Source organism: Mucilaginibacter sp. CAU 1740, from assembly GCF_039839285.1.
Taxonomy (GTDB): Bacteria; Bacteroidota; Bacteroidia; order Sphingobacteriales; family Sphingobacteriaceae; genus Mucilaginibacter.
Genome location: NZ_JBDOQS010000008.1, coordinates 51,774 through 71,473, shown reverse-complemented (window position 1 = coordinate 71,473; position 19,700 = coordinate 51,774). Strand labels below are relative to the sequence as shown.

15 protein-coding genes are annotated in these 19,700 nt (G+C 44.5%); 13 read left to right on the top strand and 2 right to left on the bottom strand.

The window, feature by feature from the left end:
- The first annotated feature begins 71 nt into the window (after positions 1-71).
- The 5 genes from AAFN85_RS17740 (at position 72) to AAFN85_RS17720 (ending at position 5,396) form a co-directional block, all read left to right on the top strand.
- Positions 72-698 (top strand): HAD-IA family hydrolase, encoded by a 627-nt coding sequence (locus AAFN85_RS17740; protein WP_347528948.1) that lies wholly within the window; start codon positions 72-74, stop codon positions 696-698.
- Positions 695-2,119 carry an NADP-dependent phosphogluconate dehydrogenase gene (gene gndA / locus AAFN85_RS17735; protein WP_119406629.1) on the top strand — a complete coding sequence of 475 codons (1,425 nt, stop codon included), beginning with the start codon at positions 695-697 and terminating at the stop codon, positions 2,117-2,119. Before AAFN85_RS17740 ends, gndA begins: the two co-directional genes overlap by 4 nt.
- 25 nt (positions 2,120-2,144) lie before the next feature.
- The gene (gene zwf / locus AAFN85_RS17730; RefSeq protein WP_347528947.1) at positions 2,145-3,659 is read left to right on the top strand and encodes a glucose-6-phosphate dehydrogenase; all 1,515 of its coding nucleotides are present in this window, start codon (positions 2,145-2,147) and stop codon (positions 3,657-3,659) included.
- 7 nt (positions 3,660-3,666) lie between these two features.
- A complete protein-coding gene (gene pgl, locus AAFN85_RS17725) occupies positions 3,667-4,398 on the top strand; it encodes a 6-phosphogluconolactonase (protein ID WP_347528946.1) in 732 nt (243 codons plus the stop codon).
- 509 nt (positions 4,399-4,907) lie between these two features.
- Complete coding sequence (locus tag AAFN85_RS17720; RefSeq protein ID WP_347528945.1) at positions 4,908-5,396, top strand: hypothetical protein; 489 nt, start codon at positions 4,908-4,910, stop codon at positions 5,394-5,396.
- Here AAFN85_RS17720 and AAFN85_RS17715 read toward each other — a convergent pair whose 3' ends face one another.
- Positions 5,397-6,242 carry a hypothetical protein gene (locus AAFN85_RS17715; RefSeq protein WP_347528944.1) on the bottom strand — a complete coding sequence of 282 codons (846 nt, stop codon included), beginning with the start codon at positions 6,240-6,242 and terminating at the stop codon, positions 5,397-5,399.
- Positions 6,243-6,713: 471 nt separating this feature from the next.
- Here AAFN85_RS17715 and AAFN85_RS17710 point away from each other — a divergent pair, with 471 nt between their 5' ends.
- The 6 genes from AAFN85_RS17710 to AAFN85_RS17685 all read left to right on the top strand — a co-directional run bounded on the left by AAFN85_RS17710 (position 6,714) and on the right by AAFN85_RS17685 (position 17,290).
- Positions 6,714-9,032: a PSD1 and planctomycete cytochrome C domain-containing protein gene (locus AAFN85_RS17710; RefSeq protein ID WP_347528943.1), complete on the top strand. Its 2,319-nt coding sequence runs from the start codon at positions 6,714-6,716 to the stop codon at positions 9,030-9,032.
- A 4-nt stretch (positions 9,033-9,036) separates the two neighbouring features.
- The gene (locus tag AAFN85_RS17705) at positions 9,037-10,494 is read left to right on the top strand and encodes a DUF1501 domain-containing protein (RefSeq protein ID WP_347528942.1); all 1,458 of its coding nucleotides are present in this window, start codon (positions 9,037-9,039) and stop codon (positions 10,492-10,494) included.
- A gap of 240 nt (positions 10,495-10,734) precedes the next feature.
- Positions 10,735-11,760, top strand: a complete 1,026-nt coding sequence (locus AAFN85_RS17700; RefSeq protein WP_347528941.1) for a hypothetical protein — start codon at positions 10,735-10,737, stop codon at positions 11,758-11,760.
- A 22-nt stretch (positions 11,761-11,782) separates the two neighbouring features.
- Entirely contained in the window at positions 11,783-13,939 is a 2,157-nt protein-coding gene (locus AAFN85_RS17695; protein WP_347528940.1) for an FN3 associated domain-containing protein, read from the top strand.
- A 281-nt stretch (positions 13,940-14,220) separates the two neighbouring features.
- Positions 14,221-14,619: a cupin domain-containing protein gene (locus tag AAFN85_RS17690; RefSeq protein WP_347528939.1), complete on the top strand. Its 399-nt coding sequence runs from the start codon at positions 14,221-14,223 to the stop codon at positions 14,617-14,619.
- Positions 14,620-14,989: 370 nt separating this feature from the next.
- Positions 14,990-17,290: a histidine kinase dimerization/phosphoacceptor domain -containing protein gene (locus AAFN85_RS17685; protein ID WP_347528938.1), complete on the top strand. Its 2,301-nt coding sequence runs from the start codon at positions 14,990-14,992 to the stop codon at positions 17,288-17,290.
- Here AAFN85_RS17685 and AAFN85_RS17680 read toward each other — a convergent pair.
- Positions 17,287-17,847 (bottom strand): RNA polymerase sigma-70 factor, encoded by a 561-nt coding sequence (locus AAFN85_RS17680; RefSeq protein ID WP_347528937.1) that lies wholly within the window; start codon positions 17,845-17,847, stop codon positions 17,287-17,289. The two genes, AAFN85_RS17685 and AAFN85_RS17680, sit on opposite strands and share 4 nt — an antisense overlap.
- A 203-nt stretch (positions 17,848-18,050) precedes the next feature.
- Here AAFN85_RS17680 and AAFN85_RS17675 point away from each other — a divergent pair, with 203 nt between their 5' ends.
- A complete protein-coding gene (locus AAFN85_RS17675) occupies positions 18,051-18,404 on the top strand; it encodes a VOC family protein (protein ID WP_347528936.1) in 354 nt (117 codons plus the stop codon).
- 220 nt (positions 18,405-18,624) lie between these two features.
- On the top strand, positions 18,625-19,683 hold the full coding sequence (locus AAFN85_RS17670) for a FecR domain-containing protein (RefSeq protein ID WP_347528935.1): 1,059 nt from the start codon (positions 18,625-18,627) through the stop codon (positions 19,681-19,683).
- The last annotated feature ends 17 nt before the right edge of the window (positions 19,684-19,700 follow it).

Here is a 19,700-nt window from a genome sequence, read left to right as displayed (position 1 = left end):
TAGAGCTGGAAATTTTCCGGCTCTAAATTTAAACTTTGATTTAAGTACGACTGATAATTACTGATACACCTATGGAAGTTGCCGATTTAAAGATCCTCTTTTTTGACGTAGGCGGCATTTTGCTGTCGAACGGATGGGGACACGAAGCCCGCGAAGAAGCGGCCAGACGTTTTAACCTTGATTACGCCGAGGTAAATGCCCTCCACAATTTTATTTTTAACGTTTACGAAATTGGCAGCGTCACGCTCGACGAATATCTGGATACGGTGATATTTAACCATCCAAGGGATTTTGTTCGTGAAGACTTTAAGGAATTTATTTTCTCAACCTCTGTAGAATTGCCTATGCTGCAATTTTTAAAGGAGTGGAAAAAAGATTGCGGCTTCCGCATCATATCAGTAAATAACGAAGGTAAAGAGCTTAATGATTACCGCGTACGCAAGTTTAAACTGCACGAGTGCTTTGATGCTTTTGTATCATCGTGCGAGGTAAAAATGCGTAAACCAGATCCGGGTATCTGGCAGCTGGCTATGGGTATTGCGCAAGCGTCGCCACAGCAATGTGTGTATTTCGACGATCGTAAAATGTTTGTTGATACCGCGCAAAAACTGGGCATTCGCTCGTTCCAGCACACCAGCCTCGAAAGCACAAAACAAATTTTAGAAAATCTTAAAAACGAAAACCTCAAGAAAAAATGAGCGCAACAGAAAATAAATACGCCTTTGGTATGATTGGCCTGGGTGTTATGGGTCGCAGTTTGTTGTTAAACATGGCCGATCACGGCTTCGCGGTTGCCGGGCACGATAAAGATACCGGTAAAGTAGATTCATTAAACCAGGAAGCTGGCGACAGAGCTGCGAAAGGCTTTGCCGATGTTAAAGAATTTATTCAAAGCTTAACCACGCCAAGGGCCATCATGATGCTGGTGCCTGCCGGTAAAATTGTTGACGCTGTTATTGAGGAATTAACTCCGCTGTTGGATAAAGGTGACATCCTGATCGATGGCGGTAACTCGCACTTTACTGATACCAACCGTCGTGTTGAAGAATTAGAAGCTAAAGGTCTGCACTTCTTTGGTATGGGCGTATCAGGTGGCGAAGAAGGTGCGCGTCGCGGCCCGAGCATGATGCCGGGTGGCGATAAAGACGCTTACGCCGTAATGAAACCTATTTTCGAAGCTATTGCCGCAAAAGTAAACGGCGAGCCTTGTGTTACTTACATTGGCCCTGGCGCGTCAGGTCACTTTGTTAAAATGGTACACAACGGTATCGAGTACGGCATTATGCAGGTAATTGCCGAAACTTACGAGATCCTGAAAAAAGGCTTGAAAGTAAGCAATGAAGAAATTGGCGAGCTATTCGCAAAATGGAATGAAGGTCGTTTGCAATCATTCCTGTTAGATATTACCAAAGATATTTTCAAATACAAAGCTCCAGGCACCGATCATTTATTGTTAGATGATATTAAAGACGAAGCTAAAGCTAAAGGTACCGGTAAATGGACTTCGCAGGTTGCTATGGATCTGGTAACCCCGATCCCAACCATCGATACATCAGTATCAATGCGCGATCTGTCAAAATACAAATCAGTGCGCGAAAAAGCATCGGCTATTTACAATGAGCCTATCGAGCTGCAGGGCGATAAAGAAGAATTATTGGTTGCTTTAGAGCAGGCATTTTACTTCACCAGCATTGTTACCTACGCTCAAGGTATGCACCTGTTAACTAAAGCATCAGAAGAATTTAAATACGATTTACACCTTGGCGAGATCGCTAAAATCTGGAGGGGTGGCTGTATTATCCGTTCAGCGTTCTTGAGCGATATTTACAACGCTTACAGCAAAGATCAAACATTGCCACACTTATTGCTTGACAGCGATATCGCGGCATTGGTTAAAGAAACTTTGCCAGGTATCCGTAAAGTATTATCTGCTACAACCGCTGCCGGTGTTGGCGCTCCGGGCTATGCTTCGGCACTAAGCTATTTCGATGCTTTCCGCAGCGAAAGGATGCCATCAAACTTAACCCAGGCACAACGCGATTACTTTGGCGCGCACACTTACGAGCTGATTGGTAAAGAAGGTACCTTCCATACTCAATGGGCTCCTGCAAACGACTAATTAACGCTATTAATTAAACACAACAATGAGCACAACCGCTAAATCAGATCCTACTATATTCATCATTTTTGGTGGCACAGGAGATTTAAATTCCCGGAAAATTGCACCGGCCCTATATAATTTATTTTTAGATGGCTGGATGCCTAAACAGTTTTCTATCATCGGCACGGGCCGTACCAAGCTAACTGACGAACAATTCAGGGAAAACCTATACAGGGATATCAACCAGTTTTCGCGCAGCGGTAAAACCGACGAGAAACAATGGGCTGAGTTTGTAAAAAATATCTATTACCAGGTATCGGATGCCAACGATTTTGAAACTTACAAAGAGTTTGGCAAACGTATTGAAAAACACAATGCCGAGTGGAAAACCAAAGCAAACGTGTTATTCTACCTTGCAGTAGCACCAAACTTCTTCCCGATCATCGCGTCGAACATTTCGAAAGCTAAACTGGCCGACGATAAAAAACGCGTAAGGATCATTATCGAGAAACCATTTGGTCATGACCTGGAAACAGCGAAAGAACTGAACGCCTTATTGAAAAGCATTTTTGATGAGTGCCAGATCTACCGTATTGACCACTATCTGGGTAAAGAAACCGTACAAAATATCATGGCGTTCCGCTTTGCAAACTCCATTATGGAGCCACTGTGGAACCGTAACCATATCGAACACGTACAGATCTCGGTTACCGAGCAGCTGGGTGTTGAAGAGCGTGGTGATTACTACGACGGATCGGGTGCTATGCGCGATATGATCCAGAACCACCTGTTGCAATTGCTTTGCCACGTGGCTATGGAGCCGCCTATCAGCTTCAGTGCTGATGAGGTACGCGACCGTAAGGTTGATGTATTGAAAGCGATGCGCAAATTCACCGCCGAAGATATCCGCACCTCAACCGTACGCGGCCAATATGGCAGCGGCTGGATGAAAGGTAAAGAAGTACCAGGCTACCGCGAAGAACCTAAAGTTGACAAAGAATCGAACACCGAAACATTCGCGGCTATTAAATTCTTTGTAGATAACTGGCGTTGGCAGGGTGTTCCTTTTTACCTGCGTACAGGCAAAAGGATGCACCAGTCATCATCGGTAATTACCATCCAGTTTAAGGATGTTCCTCACCAGATTTTCCCGGCCGAGGCTACTGAAAGCTGGCAGCAAAACAGGTTGATCATCAGCATTCAGCCAGAGATGAGCATCCGTTTGCAGGTACAGGCTAAACGCCCGGGTATTGATATGGTATTAAACGCTGTTGATATGGTGTTTGACTATAAAGGCACCTACACTAACCAGGCACCTGAAGCTTACGAAACGTTGATCCTTGACACCATGATGGGCGATCAAACCCTGTTTATGCGTGGCGACCAGGTTGAAGAAGCATGGGCTTTAGTAATGCCTATCCTGAGTGCATGGCAAAATAAAAAGAGCCTTAACTTCCCTAACTATTCGGCCGATTCATGGGGCCCTGAAGCTGCTGAAGCTTTAATTGCCCGCGATGGTTACAACTGGTTCACTTTACCTGTAAACGGTAAAAAATAACAAGCTAATGAAACTGAATATCTATAACACAGAAGCAGAAGTTTTAACCGGCCTTGCCGATCATTTTGTAACGCTGGCCACCGAGGCCATCAACAAAAACGGTAAGTTCAGCGTAGCCCTTTCAGGTGGCAGCTCGCCTAAAAAACTGTATGAGCTACTGGCTTCAACAACTTATGCCGACCAGGTAAACTGGGAAAAGGTGTTCTTCTTTTTTGGCGATGAGCGTAACGTACCTCAGGATCATAAAGACAGCAACTACCTGATGGCTAAAAAAGCTTTATTCGAGCCTTTGCTGATCAGTCCGGGCAATGTATTCGCGGTTGATACCTCGTTTGAGCCTGCCGAAGCCGCTGCTAAATATTGGGAATTGATCTCAGCCTTTTTTGAAGATGGCGAAGCAAGTTTCGATCTGGTATTGTTAGGCCTTGGCGATAATTCGCACACCGCTTCGTTATTCCCATATACCCCGGTACTGCACGACAGGACTCCGGGTGTAAAAGAAGTATGGCTGGAAGATCAGCAAGTATGGCGTATCACTTTAAATGCTCCGTTAATTAACGATGCTGCTCAAATAGCATTTTTAGTATACGGTGCAGGCAAAGCCGAAGCGGTAAAACATATTTTAGAAGATGATGAGGATATTGAGCTTTATCCAGCTCAGTTGATCGATTCAATTTCGGGTGAGGTAGAATGGTTCCTGGATGAACCAGCTGCTGAAGCTTTGGAAAATAAAGAGTAATTAGATTTTACTTTATACTGAAAGGCCTGGGCGTATGCTCAGGCCTTTTTTGCTTATTAAACTTCGAGAAAAAATCTAATCTGCCGCGGGTTTAGCGATAGCGTAACCCGTGGTGTAAAATTACTTAAGTCTCTGACTTAAGCCACAAAAAGCAACGCCAGGTTGGATGAACAATTCGCCATAGCTTAAGCTATCGCTAAGTTTGTAACTGATGGTTGGTTAGGGTTAAGTCAGAGACTTAACCTGTTATTCCCACGGGTTACACTATCGCTAAACCCGCGGTAGTTAGTAGTTAGAGTGATAGTGACCAAAGAGTCTCACCCGCCATGTCATTGCGAGGTACGAAGCAATCGTACGGAAGCATAGCTGTGCTGTATAGCATGCGATTGCCACGCTGCGCTCGCAATGACATCTTTTATAGCTCGCAATGGACCAATAGGGATATTTTTATTTTCGGTAATTTCTGAAAATTATATAAATTAAATATTTTTCCCTACCTTGTCCTCATTATGAAAACCGAACCTGAACTTCGCAAACGAATAAAAACCTGGGTAATTGTATTTATTATCGGGCTTGTATTAAGCGGCATCACCGCTTTCCCTATCGAAACGGAACTGGCCTGGCTTGCCAATAACTCAGTCGTTTTTCCCGATTTCCTGGGTAACTGGATAACGCGGGTTTACCTCGCCGTAAAAACTACCAACCAGGCTTATCCTTATCTGGCTTATGGCACCGACTGGCTGGCCTTCGGTCACCTGGTTATAGCCATGAATTTTGTTGGGCCACTAAAAGATCCTGTAAAAAATATCTGGGTTATCCAGTTTGGGATGATTGCCTGTATAATGGTATTTCCGCTGGCTTTTATTGCAGGACCAATAAGGGGCATCCCGGTTTACTGGCGATTGATAGATTGTTGCTTCGGGGTGTTTGGTATTATTCCTTTGTACATCGTTTACAAGGATATCAAAAAGCTTGAAGCCATAGCAGGAATAAAGTAATTAAGCCCTTTTTGCTTTTTTAACCTGGCCAACATCAACAATATTAGTATCAAGCTCTTTTCTTTTGGCGGCCTTCTCTTTTTCTAAAATATATTCAACTATCACTTTGCCCATCTTTTGTTTACCTACGGTAGATAAGTGACCGGTGTTACGATAGAGAATCTTATGCTTTTCGTAATCATCGCACACCAGGTTGAAAGGCACTACAATACTCGAATCTTTAAGATGGGTATCCTTCAGCATTTCGCCTGCTTGCCTGCGGTATTCATCCAGGCTACGGGTACTGCCGTTATCTATCAATAACGATGATACTTCGTTACGGACTTTTTTCAGAATGTCCAGACTATCGGTTTCTTCTTTAAAACCAAAGGCGGGCATAGTTACAAAAACAGGCTCGATGTTGTTGCGGGCCAGGTCGCTGATGATGAGCGAACAATAGTAAGCATAAAACTTGGCACCCATTTCACCCTCGGCATCACTGGTGCCGGCTAAAATGATGCAGTAGTCAAGATTGTGGTGTAATATCTCATTACTTGAGTAAGGCTCGTTAGGATTGGCATATAAGTTATCGTAGATCTGCTTGGTTTTAGCCTCCGGCTGCCCGAACGAGATAACCTCTGTATTAATACCACGTCTTAAAAACTCATCCCTTATAATAGTATCAATGGTAATACCGGTTGCCCAGCTATCGCCAATAATACCAACCCGAAGCTCCTTGTTTTTATGTTTTTTTTCGGGCTTGAATGAATATCGTGCTTCCAACCCATATCGCTTGTACAAATAAAAACCAAAACCGGTTATCGCTATCAAAACAAACAGCAGTACAAGTTTCAAGTTCAGTTTCATTCGGGTGTTAAGTGGTTTGTCTATCGCTGCTTTTGTAACAAAAGCATAGCATAAAACTACAATGTTATTCGACCTTTTACGAAAAATTTTTAGTTAAGGTTAAGGGGAGTCATGATTTTTAGGAAAGAAGGATTGCCAGGATATTATCTGTTCCGACAAAGCGGGCACGCGGCCGTGAGGACGCGGCCGCCGGGTAAGCTGTTTAAAATATCTCAAAGCCGTTTAAATTAGCGGTTAGAAAAAAACGGTGTAATCAATCCTCAACCGGTGTAATCCCACAAATAAAATCTTGGTTCAAATTGTCCAATTCTTAGCATCTTTTATCCATATGTAAAAACATTAATACAAAATGTATATACATTGTATTTTTGATTGTATATTGTGCTCAAGTAAATCGTTTTCAAGCGCAACTATGTATTTGCAAATTGTGCTTTAAATTACATAACTTTAAAATAAACCAATTTTCAACTCATGTTCCGGAAGATGTATTATGTGTGGCTGATAGCGGCCGTAAGCATGCTTTACACGCTTTACTCCTGCCATTCGGGCGGCGGGGCGGCCGGGGAACAGGTGCCGGATACCATTAGCTATAATTTTAATATCCGGCCTATCCTTTCGGATAAATGTTTTAAGTGCCACGGACCGGATGCCGGTCATCGAGAAGCCGATTTAAGACTGGATATCGCGGAGAGCGCTTATAAGGCATTGAAGGATAACCCATCATCACATGCTTTAGTTCCCGGCGATCCATTGGCTTCCGAGCTTTACCGTCGTATCTCAACAAAAGATACCACCGAACAAATGCCGCCGGTATCATCAAACCTCAAAAGGTTATCGCCATACGAGGTTTCGCTGATTGAAAAATGGATAAAACAGGGCGCTAAATACGAAAAGCACTGGGCTTTTGTGGCTCCGCATAACTACCCAGTACCGCAGGTAAAAAATACAGAATGGGTTAAAAACCCTATCGACAATTTCGTGCTGCAAAAAATGGAACAGGCAGGGTTGGAGCCAAATCCCGAAGCAGATAAAGAACGCCTGCTAAAACGCATCTCACTCGATCTGACCGGTCTGCCGCCATCTTTAGAATTGATGGACGAATTCGCGGCAGATAAAAGCCCCAACGCGTACGAAAAAATGGTAGATAAGCTGATGACGAAACCACAATACGGCGAAAAAATGGCCCTGCACTGGCTGGATGTTGCGCGTTACGCAGATTCACATGGGTACCAGGATGACAACTACCGCACGCAATGGCCATGGCGCGATTGGGTGATCCATGCCTATAACGAAAACCTGCCCTATGATAAATTTATCACCTGGCAACTGGCCGGCGACCAATTACCCAACGCTACCAAAGAGCAGTTGCTGGCAACCGGCTTTAACCGCAACCATAAAATAACCGAAGAGGGCGGCGTAATTGATGAAGAGTACCGGGTAAGCTATGTAACCGACCGCACCAATACTTTCGGCAAAGCCATGCTGGGCATTACGTTGGAATGTGCTCATTGCCATGATCATAAGTACGATCCTTTTTCGCAAAAAGAATATTACCAGGTTTACGCTTTCTTTAATAATGTAAAAGAGGTAGGGCTGCAATCAACCGTGGGCGGCCCGGAAACCTATGCTAAAAACCCCATGATGCAGATCAGCAATGAGGATGTTAAAAAGATCCTGACCTTTGTGAACAAGCAGGATACGGATAAGCTCATCGTATCCATCATGACGGATAGCAGCAAGGTGCGGCCAACTTATATCCTTAAACGCGGCAATTACGATGCCCATGGCGATGAAGTGCAGGCGGGTACACCTAAATCTATTTTGCCATTCACCAACAACTATCCTAAAAACCGCCTGGGTTTATCTGAATGGCTTTTCAATAAAAACAATCCGCTTACCGCCCGCGTGTTTGTGAACCAGGTATGGCAGGAGTTTTTTGGCAAGGGGATAGTAAAAAGCTCGGGCGATTTCGGGATGCAGGGCGACTTGCCATCGCACCCTGAGCTGTTGGATTGGCTGGCGGTTGATTTCCGCGATCATGGCTGGAATATCAAACGGTTAGTTAAACAGATCGTAAAGTCGGGCACCTACCGGCAATCGGCAGTGGTAACTCCCGAGAAACTAAAGGATGATCCGGATAATACATTACTTGCCCGTGGCCCGCGCGGCAGGCTTCCGGCCGAGTTTGTGCGGGACCTTGTGCTGGCCAGCAGCGGCCTGCTTAACCCAACCATCGGCGGGCCGAGTGTTAACCCATATCAGCCACCCGGTCTTTGGGAAAACGCAACATCAGGCAGGGGGCTTTTAGCTAATTACAAACAGGTGCATGGGCCAAACTTGTACCGAAGGGGAATGTATACGCTTATTAAACGTACTGTTCCGCCTGCTTCGTTAGGAATATTCGACGCCAGTAACCGCGACCAGTGCGAGGTGAAACGCCTCCGTACCAATACGCCTTTGCAAGCTTTGGTGATGTTGAATGACCCAACAGTATTAGAGGGTGCACGAGTTTTAGCAGCTAAGTTATTGCAGGATAAAAGTACATCGACAGAAAAAATAACCAAGGCATTCAGGCTGATACTAAGCCGCCATCCGCAGCAAAAAGAACTGGCTATTTTAACATCATATTATAATGAGGAGTTGAAAAGCATGAAAAAAGCCGATGCCGAAAAACTGCTCACCGTAGGCGAGTACCCGGTACCGGCCAACCTGGATAAAGTAACATTAGCCGCCATGATGAAAACCGTGGATACCATGTATAATTTGGAAGAATCCATCACCAAAACCTGAGCAAATGGAAAAAGATTTTTTAGAGAACAGGCTAAATATTAACCGGCGCAGGTTCCTTTCCAGGCTTAGTCTTGGGATAGGTAGCGTGGCGCTGGGTTCGTTACTCATTCCAGATCTGTTTAGCGGAAAGGGCGATGAAGCAGAGGCTGATTTTATCCCCGGCATACCCAACTTTGCGCCTAAGGCTAAAAGGGTAATTTACCTTTTTCAGGATGGAGCGCCGTCGCAACTGGAATCCTTTGATTATAAACCTAAGTTGCGTGAAATGATGGGTCAGGAATTGCCTGCATCAGTTCGCGGTAACCAGATCCTTACAGGGATGACGGCTAAACAGGCCTCGTTCCCGCTGGTGGGTTCATTTTATGATTTTAAGCAATACGGCGAATCGCGGGCGTGGATCAGCGATATGTTTCCGCACATTGGCAAAATTGCCGATGATATCTGCATTATCAAATCTCTCAACACCGATGCTATTAATCACGATCCGGCGCTAACCTTTTTCCAAACCGGCGCGCAGCAGGGCAACCGACCAAGCATGGGATCGTGGGTGAGTTATGGCCTCGGGAGTGAAAATAAAAACCTGCCTGCTTTTACCGTTTTGCTTTCTAAAGGAAAAGGAAACGGACAAGGCGTGTACTCCAAACTATGGAGCAATGGTTTCCTCGATTCCATTCACCAGGGCGTACAATTCAGCAGCGGTGAAGACCCGATCCTCTACCTAAAAGATCCGGAAGGATTGAACCGCCACGAGCGCCGCAAAATGCTGGATAAACTGGCCGAGCTGAATGATATGAATTACAAAGAGTTTGGCGACCCGGAAATTAACACCAAGGTGCAGCAATACGAAATGGCGTACCGCATGCAAACCGCCGTGCCCGAAATTATGGATGTAAGCAAGGAGCCTGATGATATTGTAAAAATGTATGGCCCCGAATGCCTCATCCCCGGCACTTACGCGGCCAACTGCCTGCTCGCCCGCAAACTCTCCGAAAACGGGGTGCGCTTTGTACAGCTCTATCACCAGGGCTGGGACCAGCACAGCAACCTCCCGCAGGAAATGGCAGGGCAGGCTAAAGATGTTGACCAGGCATCGGCAGCCTTAGTTACAGACCTGAAACAACGCGGTCTGCTTGACGAAACACTGGTAATTTGGGGAGGAGAGTTCGGCCGCACCAACTACAGCCAGGGCAAGCTTGAAAAAGCCAACTACGGCCGCGATCATCACCCACGCTGTTTCAGTATCTGGATGGCAGGCGGTGGCATCAAACCCGGCATGGTTTACGGCGAAACTGACGAGTTTGGCTACAACATCATCAAAGATCCGGTGCACGTGCATGATTTCCACGCCACCATTTTAAATCAATTAGGTATCGATCATAAAAAATTAACTTTTAAAAGCCAGGGGAGGCGGTACAGGTTGACGGATGTGGCAGGGAATGTGGTGAAGGGGATAATAACTTAGGTCAAACCCAAACCCTCCCCTAAAGGGAGAGGGCTTAAAAACACATGTCATTGCGAGGTACGAAGCAATCGCACGGAGGCGGAGCGGCAGTGCAAATCCGCCTTGTAAAGTTCGCAATTGCTTCGTACCTCGCAATGACATGGGGAAGAGAGAATCAAAAATCAACATAAAATCAATCGGTGTAATCACCCAAAAATCTGTGTAATCCCAAAAAAATAATCGGTGTAATCCCAGAAAAAAATGGAAAGAAGAGAATTTATCAAGCACACTTCAGTTTTATCAGCAGGCTTTTTTATAGCGAAAGATATGTTAGCAAAAGACAACGGACCAATTTACGGCCACGGCAATATGCGTTACCGCATGGATAAAAACTGGAGCAAGGCCGACTCGCAGAAAAACCCCGTAAACGATTGCCACGAGATGGTGCAAGACTCGAAAGGACGCATTTTACTGCTTACCAACGAGACAAAGAACAACGTGCTCATCTACAATAAATCGGGCAAATTGCTTACCACCTGGGGCCACGATTTTCCCGGCGCGCACGGCTTAACCCTGTTTAATGAAAACGGTACCGAGGTGTTGTTCATTACCGATACCCTAAAACACCAGGTATATAAAACCACGCTGGATGGTAAGTTATTAATGACCATTGATGTGCCAATGGAAACAGGAGTTTACAAAAAGGCGGAGGAGTTTGTACCTACCGAAACCACAATCGATACCAATGGCGATATTTTTATAGCCGATGGTTACGGTGCCCAATACATTACCCATTACGATAAGGATGGCAAGCTAAAAGGTTTCTTCGGTGGTAAAGGTGAGGGTGATGAACATTTGGATAATGCTCATGGTATAGTGATTGACAGGCGCTACGATACACCAACCCTGCTGATAACCGATCGTACCCGCAACTGCTTCAAACGCTTCAGCATGGATGGTAAATTGCAGGAAGTAATTAAACTGCCCGGAGCATGCGTTTGCCGCCCGGTAATTAAAGGCGATCATTTATATGCTGCCGTACTTCGCTCACCGAACCTCAATGCCGAAAACACAGGCTTTACCACCATATTGGATAAGAACAACAAAGTGGTATCTAACCTTGGCGGCACCGAACCAACTTATGTTGACGGCGTACTGCAGCCCATGGCACAGGCCGATAAGATTTTCCTGAACCCACATGATGTTTGTGTGGATAACGACGAAAACCTGTATGTAGCGCAATGGGCATCGGGCAAAGTGTACCCTTATAAATTCACCCGGGTTTAATCAAATTGCATAGCGGGTGAGCATGAAAAGCAGCCATAAAGGTTTTGCCGAGGGGGCATTATTTGCCCTCAATATTTTTATTGTAGTATTGCTTATAGCAGGCGATAGCCTTGCTGTGCCGCGTTGGTTGCAGCCTGTCGGTCGCATGCACCCGCTTATTTTGCATTTTCCTATCGTGATACTGATGCTGGCCATGGTAATGGAGTTTTTCCGTTTCAGGCCCGAGTTTGTTAACGAAAAACTGTATCAAACTTTTACCAATTATTTGCTGGTTTTGGGCGCATTGCTTTCTTCGATAACGGTGATCATGGGCCTGTTCCTTTCGCGCGAACCGGGTTATGAGGGAGATACCCTGCAATGGCATAAATGGTTTGGCGTGGGCGTGGCGTTTACAGGCTATGCGGTTTATCTTATCCGTAATACATCAAAATACACCATCGCATTTGCAAAAACCGGAGCTATTGTAACCGTGCTTTGCTTGCTGATAGCAGGGCACCTTGGCGGTAACCTAACCCACGGGCAGGACTTTGTTTTTGGTCCGGTGATGGATAAAAGCGAGAATGTTGTTCCGATAGATCAGGCCCTGGTGTATAATGATGTGATCAAACCTATCTTCGAAGTAAAATGCCAGAGCTGCCATAGTGCCGATAAAATGAAAGGCGGTTTGATGCTCACCGATTCGGCCTCGATAATGAAAGGAGGCAAAAGTGGCAAGCTGTTCATAGTGGGTGACCCGGCCATGAGCTTGCTTCTGCAACGCGTACACCTCCCCGAAACCGAAAAGAAACACATGCCACCAACTGGCAAAATGCAGCTAAGCGATAATGAAAAAATGCTGCTTTACCTGTGGATAAAAGGCAAAGCCGGGTTTAATAAAAAAGTGATCGATCTGCCTGCTACAGATTCTTTACGAATGATTGCATCCACCATACTTAAACCTGCAGAGGGAACAGAGGAGGTTTACGATTTTTCGGCAGCGGATGAAAAGGAGATCCAAAAACTCAATAATAATTACCGCTCGGTTTATCCCTTGGCACATGAGTCGGCAGCATTAGCGGTGAATATCTACAATAAAAGCACCTACAGCGGCAAGGTATTGGATGAGCTAAGCCCGATAAAAAAACAGGTAGTATCGCTCGATCTGAATAAGATGCCCGTAAAAGATGCCGACTTGAAATCTATAGCAAAGTTTGAGAACCTCCGCAGGCTCATCCTCAATTTTAGCGATGTTACTGGCAATGGATTGAAAGAACTCTCCGGATTAAAATATCTTAAAAGCTTATCCATAGCTGGTGTAAAATTGAGTAATAGCGATATTAAACAGATAGCCACCCTGAAAACCCTTGATGAGCTGGCGATATGGGATACAGGTTTAAACCCAACCGATGTTCAATCTCTACAAAAACAAAACCCAAAACTTAGATTGCTGACAGGGTTTAAAGATGATGGCCGGGTAATGAAACTTACCAATCCACAGCTAAAAGATGCAGCGGTTATTTTTAAACAGCAATACAATTTACAGCTAACCAATCCTATCAAAGGGGCAGACATTCGATATACAACCGATGGCAGCGTACCCGATAGTCTCCATGCCACAAGCTACAAACCCGGCGTTGTACTTACACAAAGTACAGTAATAAAAGTCCGGGCTTTTAAAGCAGGGTGGAAGGGCAGCGACACTGTACAGTTCAATATTTACAAATGCGCCTACACACCAGATAGCATCAGCTTTACCCAATACCCTGATGATAAATATAAAGGCGACGGCGCTAAAACCATTATTGATAAAGAACTGGGCGGCGATAACTTTGGCAATGGCAAATGGATAGCATCGCAAAAAGATGTGGCTGTGATGATGTGGTTTAATAAACCTGTCGATCTGCATTCTGTTGGTTTGAATGTGATGCGCAATACCGGTCCGCAGATATTTTTGCCTGCCGAGGTAGAAGTTTGGGGCGGAGCTGATCAAAACCATCTGAAGTTATTGAGTTCGATTAAAACCCCGCCTGCTAAAAAGGCCGACGATTTTAGGTTGATCCCGTTAGAGTGCAAATTGAAGTTGGCACAACAGGTATCTTGCGTTAAACTGGTTGCTAAACCACTTAAAAGCGTACCGGCATGGCATCCTGCCAAGGGTAAACCGGCTTGGGTATTTATGGATGAGGTGTTTTTAAACTAAGATCTGAAGAGTATTATTTCGCGCAAAGACGCTAAGCCGCAAAGATTTTAAGTTCATTGCGGCTTTAGCATTTCTAAACTTTGCATACTTAAATCTACCATAAGCCAAATCTTACCTTCTCCTTTGCGTCTTAGCGGCTTTGCGTGCTTAATCTTCTAAAAGCGGTAATCCTTCAGCCTACAAAATGCCCACTACAGCACCTATTCTGTCCACATGAACTACTTACCGATTTATAAAAAAGGATCTCCCCCTCATCTTTGCGTAACAAAACATCAACAAAAATGAAAAAGAGCATTTTAACCAACATCATCGCGGCTATAGTATTTACATTATTTACAGGCACAGCCTTAGCCCAGCAACCCGGCATTAAACGCACCGAACTTCAACGCCATGACCTCAGTACTCCCGGCCATGAAGCCGCACAAACCCGTATAGATTTTGCACCCGGAGCTGCCTTTGGTAAACACACCCATCCCGGCGAGGAGATCATTTACGTACTTGAAGGTACTCTACAATATCAGATAGAAGGTAAAGCGCCCGTAACTCTCAAAGCCGGGCAAGTACTGTTTATTCCTGCCGGCACCGTGCACTCGGCCAAAAATACCGGCAATACCGAGGCCCAAGAACTGGCAACCTATGTTGTTGAAAAGGGCAAACCATTAGTGGTGTTAACAAAATGAGCCAGGTTCGTCAAAAATCGTCTAAAAACATATAAAAGCCGTCATTGCGAGGTACGAAGCAATCCCCAAAAGGCAGAGGAGCTACGCAAATCCGCCCTGTACAGTCGGGGATTGCTTCGTACCTCGCAATGACGCTCAGGGATATAGCAGTCTTTATAATCGTTTTCAGATAGCTTCTTACTATTCAGGCCATCTATAATATACACAACAAAAACCATACTGTGTACATTGCCATACCCGTGTTAAACGCACACATTCGGCGGCGATATTATTATTGTTAAACACACACTAAAATTTTGGCACTAAGCTCTGCGCAACCATTCAAATTAGCGGATAGAAATAAATATGCTTAAATTTAAAAAAAGATAGCATGCGGAAAGGCTCCAGGGCAAAGATGAAACCGGCTGGCACCATTATAAAATACAAACTACTGATGTTAGGTGTATTTTTCATAATGGCGGCAAAGGCGCAGGAAATTACCCGCCGCCATGTGGATTCTTTGCTTTTGCAAAACAGCCTTTCAGAACCTTTTGCAGGGAGACTTTCAGCTACTTTAGATCTGGCAGAGTTTTTCAGCCACCTCCGTCACCCCACACCAACACAGTTGGATAGCGCATCCTACTTCATCAATAAGGCCGATCAGTTAAACCGAACCTCCCCAAAAACCGAAACCGGATTTCGCATAGCGCTTATACGCGCGGCACTTTTTAAATTAAAGGGCGAGCCACAACGGGGGCAGGCATTACTTCAGCAAACTATCCCTCAAATAAAACAGGCGCAAAACTGGGTATTGCTGGGCCGGGCCTATTTCGAACTATCAGATTATTATAGCCAGAATTTTTTACAGCCTACCATGGTTACGCGTATCAATTACCTTAACCAGGCGGTTAAAGCTTTTGAGCACACCGACAAACTGGTAGAACTTGGCCGCTGTTACCGTTTACTGGCCGATCTGCACCATATGATGAATAACTACGCCCTGGCATTCATCGAAGTAAAAAAAGCGTTTGCTTATTACAAACAGGCAAACTATACCGAAATACAGGGGCTATTAGCTTTACAGGGCCGCCTTTACTATATGCAGGGCGATTACAAAACCGCTATCGACTATCAATTTAAAGCGCTCAAAGCTGCCACCGAAAGCCATGCAGATAACATCCGGCTTATTTGCCAGATCAACAATAGCCTGGGGTACACTTATATAAAGCTTGGTCATTACGACCGAGCCATCACCTATTTTTCGCGCGCTTTGCAAATTGCCCGGAACGAAAAAGATAACGCCAGCATATATCTATTGGCCGGCAATATTGTTGATGCCTACCTGCACCAAAACCAGCCGCAAAAAGCCAGGGCCTTTTTTGCCGATGTAACGCAAAAAACCGTTTACCCTAAAGAGAAAGTTTACGAAGGGGGCGACGAGATAAGCCAAACCTATTTAAAGATCTATCTGGCCCTGAAGCAATATCCCGAAGCTAAACCCTACTGCGATAACCTGATAGCATTAACCAATAATCCCAACCTAAACACGTACGCACGCAGCACTTACTATGAACTCATTATTCGCTTTTATACCGCCACAGCACAGTTTGCTGACGCGTTAAAATACCTCAACCTCAACAAAACCCTGTTGCACCAAATAGGCAACGACCATGATCTTGGCACTAACGAGGCGCTTTGGTTTGAGCTGGATACCACCCGGCGGCAATACCAATCGGCCATTCAGCATTTAACAACGGCCAATACTATTAAAGATTCGGTGTTCAGCATTATTAAAAGCAAACAGATTGAGCAACTTCAAATAGAATATAACACGCGGCAAAAAGAAGCCCAGATCACCATTTTAAATCAGAAAAGCAAATTGGAGCGGGCCGACTTGAGGGAGGCCATTATGGTTAAAAACCTAACTATTGGCGCAATTTTTTTATTACTCGTGATAGCCGTGCTGCTGTACAGGCAAAATCTGCATAAGCAAAAAAGCAACGAGGTGATCACCTCAAAAAATATACTGCTGGAAGACTTGCTGGCACAAAAAGAATGGTTATTGAAAGAGGTACATCACCGGGTAAAAAACAACCTGCAAATTGTGATGAGCATTCTCAACACCCAATCGGCCTATTTACAAAATGATGTTGCGCTCGAGGCCATTCGCGGCAGCCAGCACCGGGTAAATGCCATCGCGCTTTTGCACCAAAAACTGTATAGCGGCGCTACGGTGGCGCTGGTATCCATGCCCACCTACATCGGCGAGCTGATCGATTACCTCAGCGACTCGTTCGACGCCGGTACGCGGCGCATCAAGATAAGGCAATCGCTGGATCCTGTTAATATTGATGCTGCCATAGCCGTTCCTATTGGTTTGATACTAAACGAAGCAGTTACCAATGCTATAAAATACGCTTTTGATGCCTGCGGCGGCGAGATCCTGGTAAGCCTTTCGGCATTGGGCGATGGCAATGTGATTTTAAAAGTAGCGGATAACGGCAGGGGCTTACCACCCGATTTTGATTTTGGCGAGGCCACCTCGCTGGGTATGGAAATGATGAAAGCGCTGGGAAAACAACTAAAGGGGAAATTTACCATTGAAACAATTCACGGGGTTACCATCATGATCACCTTCCCCATCGAGCAAAATGTACCCGGAATGGTTGAAGATGCAGCCTACCGGAATTAAAAAAACATGTAGCTCACATGTTTCAGTACCTGCCTCAATTTATCAAGAGCGATGCTCATCTGGCGTTCTACTGTTTTTGGCGATAAGTTAAGCTGCACTGCAATTTCGCGGTACTTCATATCGCTAAAGCGGCTCAGCACAAATATTTCGCGGCATTTTTCGGGTAGGGTGGCTATGGCGGCCTCTATTTGCAGGGCAAGTTCTTTTTCTTCCAGGCCATTTTCGAGGGTATTACGCAACTCATCAAACAGGTTGTTTTTTTCGAGATAGTTAACGTAAAGGTTTTCTATTTTTTGGCGCTTGAGATAATTGAGGCTCCGGTTCTGCACCATTTTAAAAAGATAGGAACTTACCGAGGTGGCAAAGTTTACTTCGTGCCCACGCTCCCAAAGGTGGGTAAATACATCGGCAGTTATTTCTTCGGCAATAGTTAAATCATTCACAAAACGGTTAGCAAACAAGGTTAGCCGGGTATAATACAGTTTAAACAGGGACTCGAATGCCTTGGCATCGCCCTGAATAAATGTAGTGATAGGTAGCTTGTTTTCGGGAACCATTAATAATGTCTTTAATTAATCCGAATACTTTTTAAAAACTTTTAACAAGTTATAAAAAATTTGTCGCTACATCAAATTTAATACTGAAATAATAAAAACCTAACTAAAAACATTTTGTAAAAAAGAAGTTACGCCCAATATCCCCTTGCAATTTATCCCAAAGCCGAATAACTTGGATAAAATAGCAGCCACAATCTTCAACCATGTTTAAACGCTCAACACCAGTCCTCGCTTCGTTTAATGAAGGGGAAACAATAAGTTTTTATACCGATAAATTAGGTTTCAATTTTACGGCCAACAATAATGGCTACCTGATCTTCGAGCGGGATGGGATCCACGTACATCTTTTTCACTGCCCCAACCCCGATGAAGGCCGCAACATGGGCTGTTATATATATGTTACCGATATTGAAAAGCTGTATGCCGAGTATCAGCAGGCAGGCATTATCCACCCTAATGGTCCACTAAAAATGATGCCCTGGGGATTGCGACAGTTTGCAGTGGTGGATAATAATGGGAACATATTTTATTTTGCTGATTCTGAACCGATGATTTAGGTGATTACGTTGATTTCGCTGATTTTGTCTGAACTCGAATTTTAAGGAATGATAAGAATTAACAGAATACAATGCGAATTCTATAAATTCTTATCATTCCTTAAAATTCGAGTTCAGACAACAAGACCATGCGATCAATCATCTAAATCAACGGTCAAAAATATTTTAATCTCTTTTGAGGGTATCCGTTTTTTCGATTGTCTTAACGATAATATTACAAATGGATAACGAAGAAGTAAAACTGCTATTGGTGAAATACATCACCGGCGAGGCTACCCCACAGGAGCTTGAGTTGGTGAAGCAGTGGATTAGTGCGCACCCCGAAAACGAACAATACTTTGCTCAACTATATGAAACCTGGCACAATATGCTTTACCTGCAGCCAAAGGTTGTAAATAAAGATAATGCCTACGATAAATTTAACAGCACCCTTGAACCCGAAACACCGCATCGTTACGCGCGACTTATTACCTGGGGCAAGGTAGCCGCCTGCGTGGCTTTACTTGCTGTAGTTTCGGTTACGTTTTATCAGCGCTATTCAAAAAACATACAAAGCGTAAAGCAAATAGCGGTAAACCGCGGCACTATTAAAAAGGTGGTGCTAAGCGATGGCACTATTGTTTGGCTTAATGCCGATAGTAAACTTAACTACACTGCCGATTTTGGAAAAACCACCCGCACCGTTTACCTGGAGGGGGAGGCTTTTTTTGAAATAGCGCCGGGCAAAAAAGAGGTCCCATTTATTGTTAATACCAAAAACTATACGGTAAGGGATATCGGCACAAAATTTAACCTTAAAGCCTATGCTACCGATCAGTTTTTAGAAACAACGGTTGTTAAAGGAGAGGTATCTGTAGAGGGCAACGTGGAAAACAACCACGAAATGAACCGAATCTACGTGAAGCCGCGGCAGGTACTCCGCATTTATTATCGCCCTAAAAAAGAAAGTTATACCTACTCGGCCCCGGATATTAAAAACATGAACGAGATCCAGGTATCAGAGGTCGATTCGGCCAAGCTGGCCAAATACGATGGCTGGAAGGAGAACATGCTGATGTTTGAAGATGCCACGCTGAAAGAGATTGCCAGTGTGCTTGAACGCCGATACAACGTAAGCATTATCATTACCAACAATGAGCTTGGCAACATCCGTTATTCGGGCAGTTTTAAAAATGTGCCTGATATTGAAAAGGTACTCGCCATTATTAAAGGCAATACGGCTATTGATTACATCAAAAACGGTAACGTAATTAACATAACAAAAACAAACGATAACTAAATACCTAAAAAACAAAC

Bases quoted from the DNA above. Each gene is read 5' to 3' on its own strand.
- AAFN85_RS17680 (WP_347528937.1), bottom strand. From the start codon at position 17,847: ATGGTTCCCGAAAACAAGCTACCTATCACTACATTTATTCAGGGCGAT.
- AAFN85_RS17695 (WP_347528940.1), top strand. From the start codon at position 11,783: ATGAAAAGCAGCCATAAAGGTTTTGCCGAGGGGGCATTATTTGCCCTC.
- AAFN85_RS17690 (WP_347528939.1), top strand. From the start codon at position 14,221: ATGAAAAAGAGCATTTTAACCAACATCATCGCGGCTATAGTATTTACA.
- AAFN85_RS17720 (WP_347528945.1), top strand. From the start codon at position 4,908: ATGAAAACCGAACCTGAACTTCGCAAACGAATAAAAACCTGGGTAATT.
- AAFN85_RS17710 (WP_347528943.1), top strand. From the start codon at position 6,714: ATGTTCCGGAAGATGTATTATGTGTGGCTGATAGCGGCCGTAAGCATG.
- AAFN85_RS17685 (WP_347528938.1), top strand. From the start codon at position 14,990: ATGCGGAAAGGCTCCAGGGCAAAGATGAAACCGGCTGGCACCATTATA.
- AAFN85_RS17740 (WP_347528948.1), top strand. From the start codon at position 72: ATGGAAGTTGCCGATTTAAAGATCCTCTTTTTTGACGTAGGCGGCATT.
- AAFN85_RS17715 (WP_347528944.1), bottom strand. From the start codon at position 6,242: ATGAAACTGAACTTGAAACTTGTACTGCTGTTTGTTTTGATAGCGATA.
- pgl (WP_347528946.1), top strand. From the start codon at position 3,667: ATGAAACTGAATATCTATAACACAGAAGCAGAAGTTTTAACCGGCCTT.
- AAFN85_RS17675 (WP_347528936.1), top strand. From the start codon at position 18,051: ATGTTTAAACGCTCAACACCAGTCCTCGCTTCGTTTAATGAAGGGGAA.
- gndA (WP_119406629.1), top strand. From the start codon at position 695: ATGAGCGCAACAGAAAATAAATACGCCTTTGGTATGATTGGCCTGGGT.
- zwf (WP_347528947.1), top strand. From the start codon at position 2,145: ATGAGCACAACCGCTAAATCAGATCCTACTATATTCATCATTTTTGGT.
- AAFN85_RS17705 (WP_347528942.1), top strand. From the start codon at position 9,037: ATGGAAAAAGATTTTTTAGAGAACAGGCTAAATATTAACCGGCGCAGG.
- AAFN85_RS17670 (WP_347528935.1), top strand. From the start codon at position 18,625: ATGGATAACGAAGAAGTAAAACTGCTATTGGTGAAATACATCACCGGC.
- AAFN85_RS17700 (WP_347528941.1), top strand. From the start codon at position 10,735: ATGGAAAGAAGAGAATTTATCAAGCACACTTCAGTTTTATCAGCAGGC.